Source organism: Flavobacterium restrictum (assembly GCF_007097245.1).
GTDB classification, from domain to species: Bacteria; Bacteroidota; Bacteroidia; order Flavobacteriales; family Flavobacteriaceae; genus Flavobacterium; species Flavobacterium restrictum.
In genome coordinates this window covers 282,931-298,678 of the sequence record NZ_VJZT01000001.1, presented here as the reverse complement: position 1 = coordinate 298,678, position 15,748 = coordinate 282,931, and the positions used below count along the sequence as shown (strand labels likewise).

The window sequence follows — 15,748 nt, the reverse complement described above, 5'->3', positions numbered from 1 at the left end:
ATGACAAAAATTATTGGTTTAACAGGCGGAATTGGAAGTGGAAAAACCACTGTTGCTCATTATTTTCAGGAATTAGGAATCCCTATTTACATTGCCGATGATGAAGCCCGAATCCTAATGGAGTCGAAAGCAGTACTAAATGCGATTCGAACTACTTTTGGCGACGCGGCATTTGACGGATTTATTTTGAACCGTCAAAAATTAGCAGCAATAGTGTTTAACGATGCCCAAAAGTTAGCTGCCCTAAATGCCATTGTTCATCCAGCAGTTCGACAACATTTTGAAGCTTGGCTTTTAGAGCATAAAGAGGATTCTTTTGTCATTTATGAAGCGGCAATACTTTTTGAAAGTGGAAATTATAAAAATTGTGATTGTGTAATTACTGTTACAGCACCTGTAGAAGCTAGGATTCTTCGTGTTATTACTAGAGATAACACCACAAGAGAAGCTGTTTTAAAGCGCATGACAATGCAATGGAGCGATGCCGAACGCATTGCAAAAAGCGATTTTGTGATACAAAATACTTCCCTGAAAACGACTAAATCAAAAATTGTTAAAATTCTTAATTTTTTAAAGATTAAACAAAACTAGGTAAAAATGTTAATATTTGGTTAATGTATTATTTAGTATATTGTTAAAATGTTAAATTTGTTGCATGAATAAATTGTTTTTTAGGTTATTAGTTTTATTAATGAGTTTGTCCTTAATCGGAATCATTCTAGTTCAGGTGTACTGGTTTGATACTTCGTTTAAGAACAACGACGAACAATTCAAATTTCACGTAAAACAAGTCATTGGCAATGTAGCCGAAAATTTAGAACATCAAGAAGCATATCGCTTTTATGACAATTTCAATAAATTAAAAGATAGCACAGGTAAAACACCTCAAAAAGAGGATATCATGCAGTTTTCTTTGGTTCAAAAAAATATTAAAACCAATAAAACTATTGTTTATTCAAATATATTAAATTCAGAGGATTACAAACTAAAACCTTCCTTTTCTAATAATAAAGAAGATGATTTAAAATTTAAAAGTTTCAATTCACGACGAGTTACTGAAATTTACAACAACAATGAAATTGATAATTCAGGATTGCAACAAAGTTTAATTCCTGATGTTAAAATAGAAAAATCAGGTAGTTTAGATGTTTTGGATGATGCGCAGTTCGAAATTTCGTATAAAGATATTGCTTCGGCAATGCCAATAGATGAAAGAGTTTCTAATGATGTTTTGCGAAAGCTAATTAAGAAAGAATTAGAAGAAAATGGTGTAAACACCAAATTTGAATTTGGGATTTACAGTAATGGATTGGCAACAAAAATAAAATCTTCGGATTTTAAATATGATAAAGAAGCTACGTATTCCATTCCTATTTTTACTGATAATGAAGGAAATGATAAGTATAAATTATTGGTTACTTTCCCTCATAAAAAGAAGTTTTTGTTATCGGAATTGGTCAGTATTACCATTCTTTCTATCATTTTTACATTGATTATCATTATTGCTTACACAAGCGCATTGAATCAATTGATACGACAACGCCAAATTTCTGAAATCAAAACGGATTTCATTAATAACATGACGCATGAGTTTAAAACGCCTATTGCCACCATAAATTTAGCTTTGGACGCCATTAGAAATCCAAAAATAATTGATGATAAAGAAAAGGTATTCAAGTACCTAGAAATGATTCGGGATGAAAATAAGCGGATGCACGCTCAAGTAGAAAACGTGTTGCGAATTTCTAAATTAGAACGAAAAGAGCTGGACATTATCAAAGAATCGAGTAATGTAGAGGAAGTAATTGAAGACGCAATTGAGCATGTAAATTTGATTTTAGAAGACAGAGACGGCACCATAGATTTGCATTTTGATGCCACTAGAACCACCGTTTTATTGAATGATGTTCATTTTACAAACGTAATTGTAAACATTCTAGAAAATGCTATAAAATATTCGCCTGAAACCCCAAAAATTGATATTTATACCGAAAATATCAAGGATATGGTACTTATTAAAATAAAAGATAATGGTTTAGGAATGAGCAAAGTAGCTCAAAAAAGAATCTTCGAAAAGTTTTATAGAGAGCATACTGGAGATTTGCATAACGTTAAAGGGCATGGTTTAGGTTTGGCTTATGTAAAACGAATTGTAGACGATCATAACGGTCAAGTTTACGTAGAAAGTGAAAAAGGAAAAGGAAGTACCTTCATAATAAAAATACCACTAATAAATTAGCAAAATGGAAAATGTAAATAAAAAAATTCTTTTAGTAGAAGACGACCTTAATTTTGGAGCCGTATTAAAAGATTATTTAATGCTAAATGACTTTGACGTTGTTTTGGCCAAAAATGGAATGGAAGGATTTGAGAAGTTCAAAAAAGATTCGTACGATTTGTGTATTCTTGATGTCATGATGCCGTATAAAGACGGGTACACTTTGGCAAAAGAAATACGCGAAAAAAACAGCGAAGTGCCTATTATTTTCCTTACTGCAAAATCGATGAAAGAAGATGTAATAAAAGGATACAAAGCTGGAGCCGATGATTATTTGAACAAGCCTTTTGATTCGGAAGTTTTATTGATGAAAATAAAAGCCATTATTCAAAGAAAATCATCTGATGTTAAAACAGAGCAAGTACAATTTGAATTTAACATCGGTAAATTTCATTTGAATTCAAAACTTCGTTTTTTAACGTTTAGTGATGAAGAGCCGATTAAATTATCGCCAAAAGAAAATGAATTGCTAAAAATGTTGATTCTTCATGAAAATGATTTAATGCCAAGAGAGTTAGCCTTAACAAAAATTTGGAGAGACGACAACTACTTTACTTCTAGAAGTATGGATGTGTATATTGCTAAATTGAGAAAATACCTAAAACCAGATGAGGATGTTGAAATTCTTAACATTCACGGAGAAGGTTTTAGATTAGTTGTCAAAAACAAAGTTATTTCATAGTGAGATAAATATAATAAAAAAGAGGCTTCAAGTAAATTGAAGCCTCTTTTTTGTGCGATGAAAAGTAGTATTGGTTGCCGATTAACGCAAGGTAGCGCCCAATTCTTTCTCAAAATTCATTTGTAATTTGTTCATTATTTTATCAATTTGAACATCTTCCAATGTTTTTGAATTGTCTTGAATAATGAAGCTCAAAGCGTATGATTTTTTTCCTTCAGGGAGATTAGCACCCTCGTATACATCAAAAAGTTGAATCGATTTTAACAACGATTTTTCTGTTTGTCTAGCAATCGTATAAATGCTATCATAGGTGGTGGATTGATCAATAAGTAAGGCTAAATCTCTGCGTACTTCAGGGTATTTAGGAATTTCAGTAAATTTAATTTTGCTTGACATTACTTTTAAAATCAGTGCCCAATTAAAATCGGCAAAAAACACTTCTTGTTTAATACCAAAATGTTTTAGTATCACTTTTTTAACAACACCAAATTCCACTAAAACATCGTCTCCCAAAGCTAATGCTATTCCTTCTGAAAACACATCGGTGGTTACGGGTTTACTTTGTGTTTTTTGAATGCCTAAACGCAACAAAATTCCATCGACAAATCCTTTGAACAAAAAGAAATCAGATGGTTTTTGAACACTTGCCCAGCTTTCTTGGTTTTTGTTTCCAGTTTGAAACAAAGTTAAATGCTTTTGTTCTTCGTAACCCGTTTCGAAATTATGATAAGATTTTCCAAATTCAAATAACTTCAAATCGGCATTTCGGCGATTGATGTTGTATGAAATAGCTTCTAAACCCGAAAATAACAAGGATTGACGCATGGTAGCCAAATCAGCACTTAATGGATTGAGCATGGTTACATTGTGTTCCTCTTTCAAAAAATCAGACAATTGAATGTAAGAAGCAGTCGTCAATGAGTTGGCCATCATTTCATTAAAACCTTGCGAATTCAATTGGGTGGCAATACTATTTTGAACTTTATAATCTTCATTTCTAGGCGAATTAGAAACGGTAGCATTTAATTTTTTAGAAAAACTAATGTTGTTGTATCCATAGACACGAAGAATTTCTTCGATCACATCAATTTCGCGTTGCACATCTACACGGTAGGCAGGAATTGTTAGTCCCAAACCAGCATCCGAAACGCTGTTAATTTTAATTTCTAATGAAGCCAGGATTTTTTTGATAATATCTTTTGGTAATTCTTGTCCAATGATTTTAGCAACTTTATTAAAGTTAAGAAACACTGGAAAATCTTCAATTTTCTTTTGGTACACATTAATAACATCTGATGTGATTTCGCCTCCAGCCACTTCTTGAATTAAAAGCGCGGCCCGTTTTAGCGCATATTCCGTAATAGTGGGGTCAATTCCTCTTTCAAAACGGAACGAAGCATCGGTGTTTAATTGGTGTCTTTTGGCTGTTTTTCTAATGCTTACGGGATTGAAATACGCACTTTCTAGGAAAATACTATTGGTAGTTTCTGAAACGCCTGAATTTTTACCACCAAAAACGCCTGCAATACACAAAGGACCTTTTTCGTCACAAATCATTAAATCTTCTTCGTGTAGGGTTCGCTCTACATCATCCAAGGTGATGAATTTTGTCCCCGCGGGAAGCGTTTGTACAATGATTTTTCCATTTATTTTGGACGCATCAAACGCATGTAGTGGTTGTCCTAAATCATGCAAAACATAATTAGTGACATCTACGATATTATTTTTGGGATTAATGCCAATAGCTTTTAATCTATTTTGCAGCCATTCTGGCGAAGGTTTTACCGTAATTCCTGAAATGGTCACACCACAATATCTTGGCGCTAACTTGATATCTTTGACATTAATATCAATTTTTAATGTTCGTTTATCGACTCTAAAATTACTTACTGATGGTGTAATTAATTCCACGTTTACGCCACTTTGTATTAATCCAGCTCTTAAATCGCGAGCTGTGCCTAAATGACTCATGGCATCGGCACGATTGGGTGTCAATCCAATTTCAAAAACTTCGTCATTTTCGATTTTGAAAACAGTAGCAGCTTTGGTTCCTGGCAGCAAAGCATTGTCAAGAATCATAATCCCATCGTGGCTTTGTCCAAGACCTAATTCATCTTCGGCACAAATCATTCCGTGACTTTCTTGTCCGCGAATTTTCCCTTTTTTTATAGTAAAAGCAGTTCCTTCTTTATCATATAACACAGTTCCTAAGGTAGCCACAGGTACTTTTTGTCCCGCAGCAACATTGGCAGCGCCACATACAATTTGAACAGGAATTCCGTCTCCTAAATCTACGGTTGTAATTTTTAATCGGTCAGCATCTGGGTGTGGAATACTAGTAAGAACGTGTCCAACAACAATTCCTTCTAAACCTCCTTTTACCGATTGGTATTTTTCAACAATCTCTACTTCAAGACCTAAATCGGTAAGTAAAGCAGCCGTTTCATCGGATTTCCAATCAATTTTTATGAATTGTTTTAACCAGTTGTATGATATTTTCATTATCTATTTTTTTCGAGAATGCAAATATAGGTATTATAAGAGAAAAAGGCAATTGGAGTGGTGTATAATTATAATGGTAGTCAAACAAAACTTTAAATTAATTCATTAAAAAAAAATTAAAAAGTAAGATTTCCAGCCAATTCTTTTAATGCAATTTCAGATAATTTGGCCTGAAAATGCGCATTGCTGTTGCGTACTTTGGCATTTACATAATTGAGTTGCGCAGCTCGAAATTCAAGTGTAGTTATAGTCCCAATACGCAATTTATCAATGGTAATACTCAAATTTTGCTTGGCAATCAATTCGTTATTTTGCTCTAAATCGATGAGTTCTAAATTGGTTAAATAGGTTTGAAAAGCTGTTGCTAATTGTGTATGTAAAGCCAAAAGTTGCTGAACAAATACAATTTTTGAATTTTCTATTTGAATAGCAGCTATTTTTTCGGTTCGATTTTGATTGAAACCATCAAATAGGTTCAACGCAGCACTAAACCCATAATTCAAGCCATGTGAGGATGATTGTGTGGTAAATCCTAAACTCGACTCGGTGTTGGCAAAATTGTAGCCACTAGTTACTTTTACGGTTGGATATCGGGTTCCTTTTATTTGTTTCAACTGCAATTCGGCTACTCTTTTGTTGATAATTTGTGCTTCTAATGCAGGATTTTGTTTTTCGGACAATACGGTTAGTTCATTTAATAATAAGGAGTTGTCTATTTTTATTGCATCAATAACTTTAAAATCTGTTTGAGTTGGTCGAGCCAAAATTTCATTGAGTAAAATCTTGGTATTGGCGTAGACTTCCTTTTGTCGCAAGAGCGTAACTTTATCGGTATTCAAATCGACTTGGGCATTCAACACTTCTAATTTGGACGCTTTTCCTATCGTAAATCGGTTTTGCGCCAAGGTTAATCGTTGTTTTGAAATTATGATAGTGCTGTCCAGAGCGATCAATTGTTGTTGTTGCTGTGCCAAGTCATAATAGGTCGAGGTTACGTCACCAATCTTGGTCAAAATGGTTAATTTGAGATTGGCTTCTCCTAGTTTTTGCAACTCTTTTAACTGCTCTAATTTAGCAAACATTTTGAACCCGTCAAAAATTGTCCAATCCAATCCAACGCCATAATTCAGACTATTGTTTTTGGCATTGTTCAAGGAAGTTACCGTACCGTCTGATTTCGTTTGTTCTATTTTCTGAATCCCATTGGCATCTACAATTGTAGCGGTTGCTTTGGGCAACATTCCAGCGTTTCCTGAAGTTACATTGGTTTTATCGATATTCAAATTATTTGTAGCGATTTTGATTTCGTAATTGTTTTCTAATGCTATTTTTACGGCATCTTCAACCGTTAAAACTTCTTGCGCATTGCTTTTGGCCATGCAAAAAAAGAATAGCAGTAGACTTTGAACGACTATTTTACACTTCATATATTGTTTTTTATCCGAATTTAATTTTAAAAAAATCTAATTTAGTAGCATTTGTATTAATGATTCGCTTTTTCATATTCGTCGATATGATCAAATTCTGGGTAGTGTTTTCTAGCTTTAGACCACATCAAATAGAGTGCAGGAATAACAAATAAGGTCAAAACTAAAGAAAAAATGGTGCCGCCCACAATTACAACTCCCATCCCAATTCTACTTGTCGAAGCCGCTCCAAGTGACAATGCTATAGGCAATGCTCCCAGCGAAATGGCCAAACTCGTCATTAAAATAGGACGTAATCTAGCTTCCGAAGCTTCAAGTATGGCTTCGAGTTTTGGTTTGCCTTGTTCTCGTAATTGGTTGGCAAATTCTACGATTAGAATCCCGTTTTTGGTCACTAAACCAATGAGCATCACGGTTCCAATTTGGCTAAAAATATTCCAACTTTGGTCGAATAACCATAACGAAAATAAAGCTCCAGCCACCGCCATTGGCACGGTCAAAATGATGATAAAAGGATCTACAAAGCTCTCAAATTGTGCCGAAAGGATTAAGAATATCAACAATAACGCCAGTCCAAAGGCGAAACTAGTATTGGAACTACTCTCGACAAAATCTCTGGATTCTCCTCCTAAATCGGTTGTAAAGGAGTCGTCCAAAATTTTGGCTTTTATGCCATTCATAGCATCAATTCCGTCCGAAATACTTTTGCCTGGAGCCAGACCTGCCGAAACCGTTGCCGACATATACCTATTATTATGATACAATTGCGGTGGATTACTTTGCTCTTCAACGGTCACGACATTATCCATCTGGATGAGTTCGCCTTTGCTGTTTTTGACAAACATCGACGTTAAATCCAATGGTTTCGAGCGATCTTTTTGGTCAAACTGCCCAATTACTTGGTATTGTTTTCCGTTTTTAATAAAATACCCAAAACGCTGTCCGCTTAACGATAACTGTAAGGTTTGCGCAATATCAATCACCGATATGCCCAGACTTTCGGCTTTTTCTCGATCGATTGTTACATTTATTTCAGGTTTATTGAATTTTAGATTCACATCCGTAACCGAGAAAACATCACTTTTTGCCGCCTCATCCATAAATAATGGAATTTTCTCTTGTAGTTTCTTGAAGTTTGGAGCCTGAATAATGTATTGAATAGGCAAACCACCACGCCTGTTTACTGCAATTGTCGGTTGCTCTGTAACGGCAGTTTTTGCTTGAGAATATTTTTTGGTAAGTTTGGTGAGTTTTTCGGCGATGTCTTTTTGCTTCATTTTTCGTTGTGAAGGATCGACCAAAGCAATTCGCACTCTACCGCTATTAACGGTTGACGCCCCAAAACCAGGCGAAGTGATAATCAACGCTACCTTTTTTTCGGGGATAGAATCATCTACTAATCTCGAAATTTCCTGCATGAATCGATCCGTGTATTCATAAGTTGCCCCTTCAGCAGTGGTCATGCTCATTACCAATGCACTGCGGTCATCATAGGGAGCCGTTTCTTTTTTCAAAAGGTTAAAAAACAGGTAAATCAATCCAAAACAAGCAATTAAAATGGGGAAACTAACCCATTTTCGCTTCATAAATTTTTGTAAAGAAGCGGCATACGTGCTATTTAATTTTTGGAAATACGGTTCGGTTAGATTGTAAAATTTTGATTTTTTTTGAACACCACCTTTCATTAAATAAGCATTTAGCATAGGGGTCAACGTCAAGGATACAAATGCCGAAATCAAAACTGCCGCACCTATAACGACACCAAATTCCCGAAACAACCGCCCGACAAAGCCTTCTAGAAAAATCACCGGTAAGAACACCGCAGCCAGCGTTATTGATATGGATATTACTGCAAAAAAGATTTCGTTAGACCCTTTTATAGCCGCTTCTATAGGCGACATACCTTCTTCTACTTTCTTAAAAATATTCTCGGTTACTACAATTCCGTCATCTACAACTAGACCTGTTGCCAGTACAATAGCCAGTAAAGTCAATACATTGATCGAAAATCCAAAAAGCCACATGATAAAAAAAGTAGCAATTAACGAAACCGGAATGTCTATTAAAGGTCTAAAAGCAATAGCCCAATCTCTAAAGAAAAGATATATAATCAAGACTACCAAAAGTATTGAAATTCCTAATGTTTCGGCCACTTCGATAACGGATTGTTTGACAAAAATAGTACTATCGATAACAATATTGAGTTTGATATCCTTGGGTAAATCCTTTTTTAAGGCGTCAAATTGTTTGTAAAAAGCTTTTGAAATATCCAAATAATTCGCTCCCGGCAAAGGCACAATCGCAACTCCAACAAGCGGTAATCCCGATTGACTCATTTTGGTTTCCAGATTTTCGGCACCCAAAGTAGCCGAACCAATATCGCTCAAACGGACTATTTTTTCACCCTCGGAACGGATGATAATATTGTTGAATTCGGCTGGAGTTGATAGATTACCAACTGTTTTTACGGTCAGCTCGGTGTTGTCACCCGTAAGTTTCCCCGATGGTAACTCGACATTTTGTTTGTTGAGTGCGTCCCGAACCTCGGAAACAGTACAACCATATGACGCTAATTTTACGGGATCAATCCATAATCGCATCGCATACCGTTTTTGTCCCCAAATTTGAACGCCACTTACACCCGGAATGGTTTCTAATCGTTGTGAAATTACGTTTTCGGCATAATCACTTAATTCTAATGCGCTTCGAGAATCACTTTGAACAGTCATCGAAATTATCGCTTCGCCATTGGCATCGGCCTTGGAAACCACTGGAGGTGCATCAATATCTTGGGGCAAACTCCTAACAGCCTGTGACACTTTGTCCCGCACATCATTAGCTACTTCTTCTAGGTTTTTATCCAAATTAAATTCTACCGTAATATTGCTACTTCCTTGAATACTAGAGGAAGTCACGTTCCGAATTCCGTCGATGGAATTGATGGCTTTTTCGAGTGGCTCGGTAATTTGGGATTCAATAATATCCGAATTGGCGCCTGTATAATTGGTACGAACCGATATTTGAGCGGGATCTATCGAGGGAAATTCCCTAACACCAAGAAAACTGTACCCAATAACACCAAATAGAATGATAGTTAAGTTCAATACAATTGTAAGTACGGGTCTTTTTATGCTTAAAGTGGATAAACTCATGGAGATTTTAGATTTCTGATTCTTGACTTCTGATTTTTAATTTCGTAACGAATCGGTATCCGTTTTTTGAAGTATTTAGTGGTTCCGTGAAGTGTTTTTTGTTGCTTGTGCAACTTTAGTACTTAAAGAATCTATTTTTCTGTTTTTAAAATGACTTTAATGGGAGTTTCATTTTTTAGCGCCATAACACCGCTCGTTAATACCGTGTCGCCCACTTTTAAACCCGAAAGGACAAGTATAGAAGCGTCTGTTCGCGTTGCGGTTGCTACCATAATTTCTTTGGCCATTCCGTTATTGGCAACAAAAACTTTCTTGCCATTTTGTACTGGAATAATGGCTTCGGTAGGCACCACAATGGCGTTTTTGATGATGTCGAGCGGCAATACCACATTGGCAAATGTACCTGGCAATAATTTTCCGTTACTGTTTTGGGCAATGGCTCGAACTTGTAATGTTCGTGTTGCAACTGCTACTTCGGGCTCTATGGCGTAGACTTTGGCGGTGTACGTATCCGTAGTTCCTGCAACAGTAAAACTCAAATTCACGTTGGTTTTAACCTGGGAAGCGTATTTTTCGGGAATCGAAAAAGTGATTTTTAATTGATTTACATTAACCAATTTGGCTACCAAAAGGCTAGGAGTGATGTAGGTTCCGGGCGAAATAGCTCGCAATCCAATTTTTCCCGAAAACGGAGCTCGAACGGATGTTTTATATATTTGAGCATTAATCAGTTGGCTTTGAGCTTGCGCTGATTTGTAATCGGCTCTGGCAACATCATATTCTTCTTGACTAATGGCTTCTTTTTGAAGTAATAATTTGGCTCTACGTTCGTTTTCGCCTGCTAATCCTTCTTTGGTTTTGGCTTGAATCAATTGGGCTTTTAACTCAATATCATTTACTTTAAAGAGTACTTGTCCTTTTGCAACGGTGCTTCCTTCTTGAAAATAAATGCCTTCAACAATCCCCGAAATTTCGGAGCGAATTTCAACTTGTTCATTGGCTTCAATCGAACCAGAAAGCGAAAGCGTATTGTCAAAAGTTTGTGATTTGACAACAATACCAGTTACGGTCATTGGTTTTTCTTTTCCATCTTTATCCTTTGGATCTTCATTTTTGGTTTTATTAGCTACAACTCTGTAGGCTATGAAACTGCCAATACCAATTAGTAATAAAGTATAAACGAGGTGTTTTATTTTCATTTTTTTTAATATAAAAGCATTAATAATGTGTCATTTCAACACAATAAGCAAAGTTAGGATTTTGGATTTTAAAAATAGTTAATTCGGATAGTAATTTACTATTGTGATATAAAAGAAATGAAAGTGCTTTAAATCAATATTTTATGTTAAAACTAACTAATATAATTCCAAATGTTTTTTTTCTTGGTCATTTCGATAAAAACGGCTTTTAGAATGGCGTTTTCAGGTTTTTGCATGGGCGCATCGTCTTTTAGAATTTGAATAGCATAATTTCGAGCCAAAAGCAAAATGTCTCTATCCCTTACAATATCAGCAATTTGAAGATTCAAAACACCACTTTGCTGGGTTCCCATCAGGTCGCCTGGGCCACGGAGTTTCAAGTCGACTTCGGCAATTTCGAAACCATCATTGGTACTCACCATTGTTTCCATACGGGTTTTGCTATCGCTCGATAATTTGTAGGAAGTCATCAAAATGCAATAACTTTGATCCGCACCACGACCCACACGACCTCGCAATTGATGGAGTTGCGAGAGCCCAAAACGCTCCGCACTTTCTATAATCATGACACTCGCATTAGGCACATTGACACCCACTTCTATAACGGTTGTGGCGACCATAATGTTGGTTTTTCCTTCGGAGAAACGCTTCATTTCAGCATCTTTATCAGCGGGTTTCATTTTTCCGTGAAGGATAGAAATAGCATACTGTGGCAACGGGAAATCACGAGAAATACTTTCGTAACCGTCCATTAGATCCTTAAAATCCATTTTTTCCGACTCTTGAATCAGCGGATAAACGATGTAAATTTGGCGTCCCAATGCGATTTCGTCTCGAATGAATTTCCACACTTTCAATCGGTTGGAGTCAAAACGATGCACGGTTTGAATGGGTTTTCGTCCCGGAGGCAATTCATCAATCACCGAAATGTCTAAATCACCGTACAAACTCATCGCCAAAGTTCTAGGAATAGGCGTTGCCGTCATGACCAAAACGTGCGGAGGAATGGTGTTTTTTTTCCAAAGTTTAGCCCGTTGCTCCACACCAAAACGATGTTGTTCATCAATCACCGCCAAACCCAAATTTTGAAATTTCACTTTATCTTCTAGCAAAGCATGCGTGCCAATTAAAATTTGCAAAGAACCATTTTCTAGCTCTTCATGAATGATTCGTCTAGCCGCAATTTTACTCGAACCAGTTAGTATTTTTATGTTTATATTCAAGGTGTTAGCAAATTCCGAAAGCCCTATAAAATGCTGATTTGCCAAGATTTCGGTAGGTGCCATCAAGCACGCCTGAAAACCATTATCGAGTGCCAAAAGCATGCTCATAAACGCCACAATTGTTTTGCCAGACCCGACATCACCTTGCAGCAAACGGTTCATTTGGGCATTGCTCCCCATATCAGTTCGGATTTCTTTAATCACTCTTTTTTGAGCATTGGTAAGTTCAAAAGGCAAGTGATTTTGATAAAAATTATTGAATAATTCGCCTACTTTCGTAAACGGATGACCCTTAATTTTGTGTTTCCGAATGAGATTTTTAGTTATTAATTGCAACTGAATGTAGAATAATTCTTCAAACTTTAATCGGAATTGTGCTTTCGCCAATATTTCGGCACTTTTGGGGAAATGAATGTTGAATAATGCTGCGTTTTTTGGAATCAGTTTCAGTTCTGTCGTCAAATATTCCGGTAACGTTTCGCTAAAAAGAGCCTGCGTTTCCTGAAACAATTGCTGCATCATTTTGTTCACCACCCGATTGGTAATTCCGCGATTGGTTAGGGTTTCGGTCGAGGGATACACGGGTTGCATGGCGGAACGAAGGCTTTTTTCGTGTTCGCTTAACAACTCAATTTCGGGATGTGCCATGCTAAATTGGTTGCCATATTGGGCACATTTTCCAAAAACGACACACACTTCATTGAGTTTCAAACTTTCTTTAATCCATTTGTGTCCTTGAAACCAGTTGAGATCCATTTGTCCCGTATCATCTACAAATGTGGCTACTAATCGCTTTTGGTTGCGACCAAATTCCACGGTTTTGATGTTGCTAATTTTGCCAATAATTTGAACTTCGGAGGCGGTTTCTTGCAGTTCATTAATTTTGTAATACCGTGTTCGATCGATATACCGATTGGGGAAAAAATTAACTAAATCCCTATACTTAAAAATTCCCAGCTCCTTTCGCAACAATGTACCTCGATTGGGACCAACGCCTTTGAGGTATTCTATGGGAGTATCTAAAAGGTTTTGCTGCATAGTTCGAACACGGATGAGACGGATTTAGTCCGTAAAGACACGGATAAAAACGGATTTTTAATTTGATGGAGCGAAGATAGTTTTTTGTTTGGAAAATAGGAAATAGGATAAATTGGAATTTGTTATATTTGAAGAATAAAAACTGAATAATTATGAAAGCAATCCTTACCCAATATAAAATTGACAGTATGCTAGAAGATATTGGTAGTGACATTACCATGATTCATATTTTTTTTAAAACAGCAACTCGACCAGAAGCACGAATGCCAGTTATTCTTCCTTATGATAAATTAACCCAATTTATCCAAACAATTGATGAACAGGCTTTTGATTATTTAACAAAAATAAGATCTAGTATTGCTGGATATGGTCCCAAACATACTGCCGTTTTTAAAATTTTGGAATCCGAAAATTTTGATTTAACTCCTTATTTAAAGAGATATGTCGAAGCGTTAACGCCTACCTACATAGCGCAACAATACGAATGGTGTGACAGCATTGTGAATAATCCATCTAATACAGAAAAAGTTCAAAATTCTTTTAAAGAAATCCAAAAAATCGCCAATCCTGATTTTATAAATAGAAATGTTAAAATGGATCAGTTTAGGGATGAAATTGATCAAACACTTCATGAACTGGTGCTGAAATTTTTTCCAGAGTTGTTTGAAAACGGTCCAGAATGCCTATCAGAATACCGAGATATTTTAGTTAGAACAACGCTTAATTTTTTTGAAAACATTGATAAATTAACTTTCAAAAATGAAAAATAAATCCATTTTAAAGTTAAAAGACACCCAATTATGACAACCCATCTCGCCCTTCTTCGTGGCATAAATGTATCAGGTCACAACATGCTTAAAATGGACGCTTTGAAAACCACGTTAGAAGCTATTGGTTTTCAAAACGTGCAAACCTACATCCAATCTGGAAATGTGTTTGTGGACACCGAGGAAGAAAGTACAGCCGCAGTAGCTTTTACCATAAAGCAGGAAATTTTCAAGGCTTTTGGTCACGAAGTTCCCGTTGTGGTTATTGGTAAATCCGATTTAGAAATATGTTTCAAAAACAACCCTTTTTTGAAAGAAAAAGATATAGATTTCAAGAAATTGTATGTGGCTTTTGTCTCGGTAGTATTGCGTAGCGACAGTATTAATGACTTAAAAATTAGCCAATTCAAACCTGATGAAGCCAGTATTGACGGCAGTAGAATTTATATAAAATATGCTGTAGGTGCCGGAAAAACAAGGTTTGATCAAAAATATATCGAAAAGAAATTGAATGTAACGGCTACCATTCGGAATTGGAATACGGTGTCGCAGTTGCTCAAAATGTACGAGTAAAAAACAGTGGTTACCCTTCTAAATTTTAATTTGCAAAACAAAAAACAATGCACACTTTAAACGATTTGCACGCCATATCAAGCACTTTTTCTAATACCGAAAAAATGCCTGTTTTGTTTCTAGGACACGGCAGTCCGATGAATGCCATCGAGGAAAATGAGTTTGTTGCCGGCTTTCGGAATTTAGCCAAAACCTTGCCGCAACCCAACGCTATTTTGTGTGTTTCGGCGCATTGGTTTACTAGTGGAACCAAAGTTACCGCTATGGAAATGCCAAGAACGATTCATGATTTTGGCGGCTTTCCGCAAGCCTTGTTCGAAGTAGAATATCCCGCCAAAGGAAGTCCCGCATTAGCCGCTGCAACACAAGAATTACTGCAACCCATTCCGGTAGAACTAGACGAACATTGGGGTTTAGACCACGGTTCTTGGAGTGTTATTAAACATTTATATCCTGATGCAAATGTACCTGTAATTCAGTTGAGTATCGATTATACAAAATCACCGCAATACCATTTTGAATTGGCTCAAAAATTAAGCAGTTTACGCCAAAAAGGCATCTTGATTATAGGTAGCGGCAATATTGTACACAACTTGCGATTGGTCGATTTTCCTAATTTTGACAAAGACAATTACGGGTATGATTGGGCGATTGAAGCCCGACAAACCATCAACAATTATTTATTGGACGGCGATTTTCAGCCGCTTATTAATTACGAGAAACAAGCCCGAGCCTTGCAGTTAGCCATTCCTACGCCAGACCATTATTTGCCTTTGATTTATACTTTGGGTCTCAAAGACAAAACCGAAGAACTGACTTTGTTCAATGACAAATTAGTGGCGGGTTCGTTGAGTATGACCTCGGTAAAAATCACATGAAATAAATCGTATATATTTACACTAAAATT

The 15,748-nt window shown here is 36.2% G+C and carries 11 protein-coding genes; 6 read left to right on the top strand and 5 right to left on the bottom strand.

Annotation, left to right across the window (positions count from 1 at the left end; all coding sequences use genetic code 11):
* From coaE to FNW21_RS01265, 3 genes are all read left to right on the top strand, one after another.
* Positions 1-591, top strand: a complete 591-nt coding sequence (gene coaE / locus FNW21_RS01275; protein WP_144254919.1) for a dephospho-CoA kinase — start codon at positions 1-3, stop codon at positions 589-591.
* Between the two features lie 64 nt (positions 592-655).
* A complete protein-coding gene (locus FNW21_RS01270; protein ID WP_144254918.1) occupies positions 656-2,239 on the top strand; it encodes a sensor histidine kinase in 1,584 nt (527 codons plus the stop codon).
* A 4-nt stretch (positions 2,240-2,243) separates the two neighbouring features.
* Complete coding sequence (locus FNW21_RS01265) at positions 2,244-2,960, top strand: response regulator transcription factor (protein ID WP_144254917.1); 717 nt, start codon at positions 2,244-2,246, stop codon at positions 2,958-2,960.
* A gap of 81 nt (positions 2,961-3,041) precedes the next feature.
* Here the strand turns inward: FNW21_RS01265 and pheT are convergent, their stop codons facing one another.
* The 5 genes from pheT to recG form a co-directional block, all read right to left on the bottom strand.
* Positions 3,042-5,462: a phenylalanine--tRNA ligase subunit beta gene (pheT, locus tag FNW21_RS01260; RefSeq protein ID WP_144254916.1), complete on the bottom strand. Its 2,421-nt coding sequence runs from the start codon at positions 5,460-5,462 to the stop codon at positions 3,042-3,044.
* Positions 5,463-5,578: 116 nt separating this feature from the next.
* Positions 5,579-6,889, bottom strand: coding sequence for a TolC family protein (locus tag FNW21_RS01255; RefSeq protein WP_144254915.1), 1,311 nt, complete (start codon positions 6,887-6,889; stop codon positions 5,579-5,581).
* A 56-nt stretch (positions 6,890-6,945) separates the two neighbouring features.
* Positions 6,946-10,041 carry an efflux RND transporter permease subunit gene (locus FNW21_RS01250; protein WP_144254914.1) on the bottom strand — a complete coding sequence of 1,032 codons (3,096 nt, stop codon included), beginning with the start codon at positions 10,039-10,041 and terminating at the stop codon, positions 6,946-6,948.
* Between the two features lie 131 nt (positions 10,042-10,172).
* A complete protein-coding gene (locus FNW21_RS01245; protein ID WP_144254913.1) occupies positions 10,173-11,240 on the bottom strand; it encodes an efflux RND transporter periplasmic adaptor subunit in 1,068 nt (355 codons plus the stop codon).
* A gap of 152 nt (positions 11,241-11,392) precedes the next feature.
* Complete coding sequence (gene recG / locus FNW21_RS01240; protein ID WP_144254912.1) at positions 11,393-13,501, bottom strand: ATP-dependent DNA helicase RecG; 2,109 nt, start codon at positions 13,499-13,501, stop codon at positions 11,393-11,395.
* Positions 13,502-13,653: 152 nt separating this feature from the next.
* Between recG and FNW21_RS01235 the strand changes: the two genes are divergently transcribed.
* The 3 genes from FNW21_RS01235 to ygiD are packed head-to-tail and all read left to right on the top strand — an operon-like array spanning position 13,654 to position 15,719.
* Positions 13,654-14,271 (top strand): hypothetical protein, encoded by a 618-nt coding sequence (locus tag FNW21_RS01235; protein ID WP_144254911.1) that lies wholly within the window; start codon positions 13,654-13,656, stop codon positions 14,269-14,271.
* Positions 14,272-14,301: 30 nt separating this feature from the next.
* On the top strand, positions 14,302-14,841 hold the full coding sequence (locus FNW21_RS01230) for a DUF1697 domain-containing protein (RefSeq protein WP_144254910.1): 540 nt from the start codon (positions 14,302-14,304) through the stop codon (positions 14,839-14,841).
* Between the two features lie 47 nt (positions 14,842-14,888).
* Positions 14,889-15,719, top strand: a complete 831-nt coding sequence (ygiD, locus tag FNW21_RS01225; RefSeq protein ID WP_144254909.1) for a 4,5-DOPA-extradiol-dioxygenase — start codon at positions 14,889-14,891, stop codon at positions 15,717-15,719.
* Positions 15,720-15,748 lie beyond the last annotated feature (29 nt).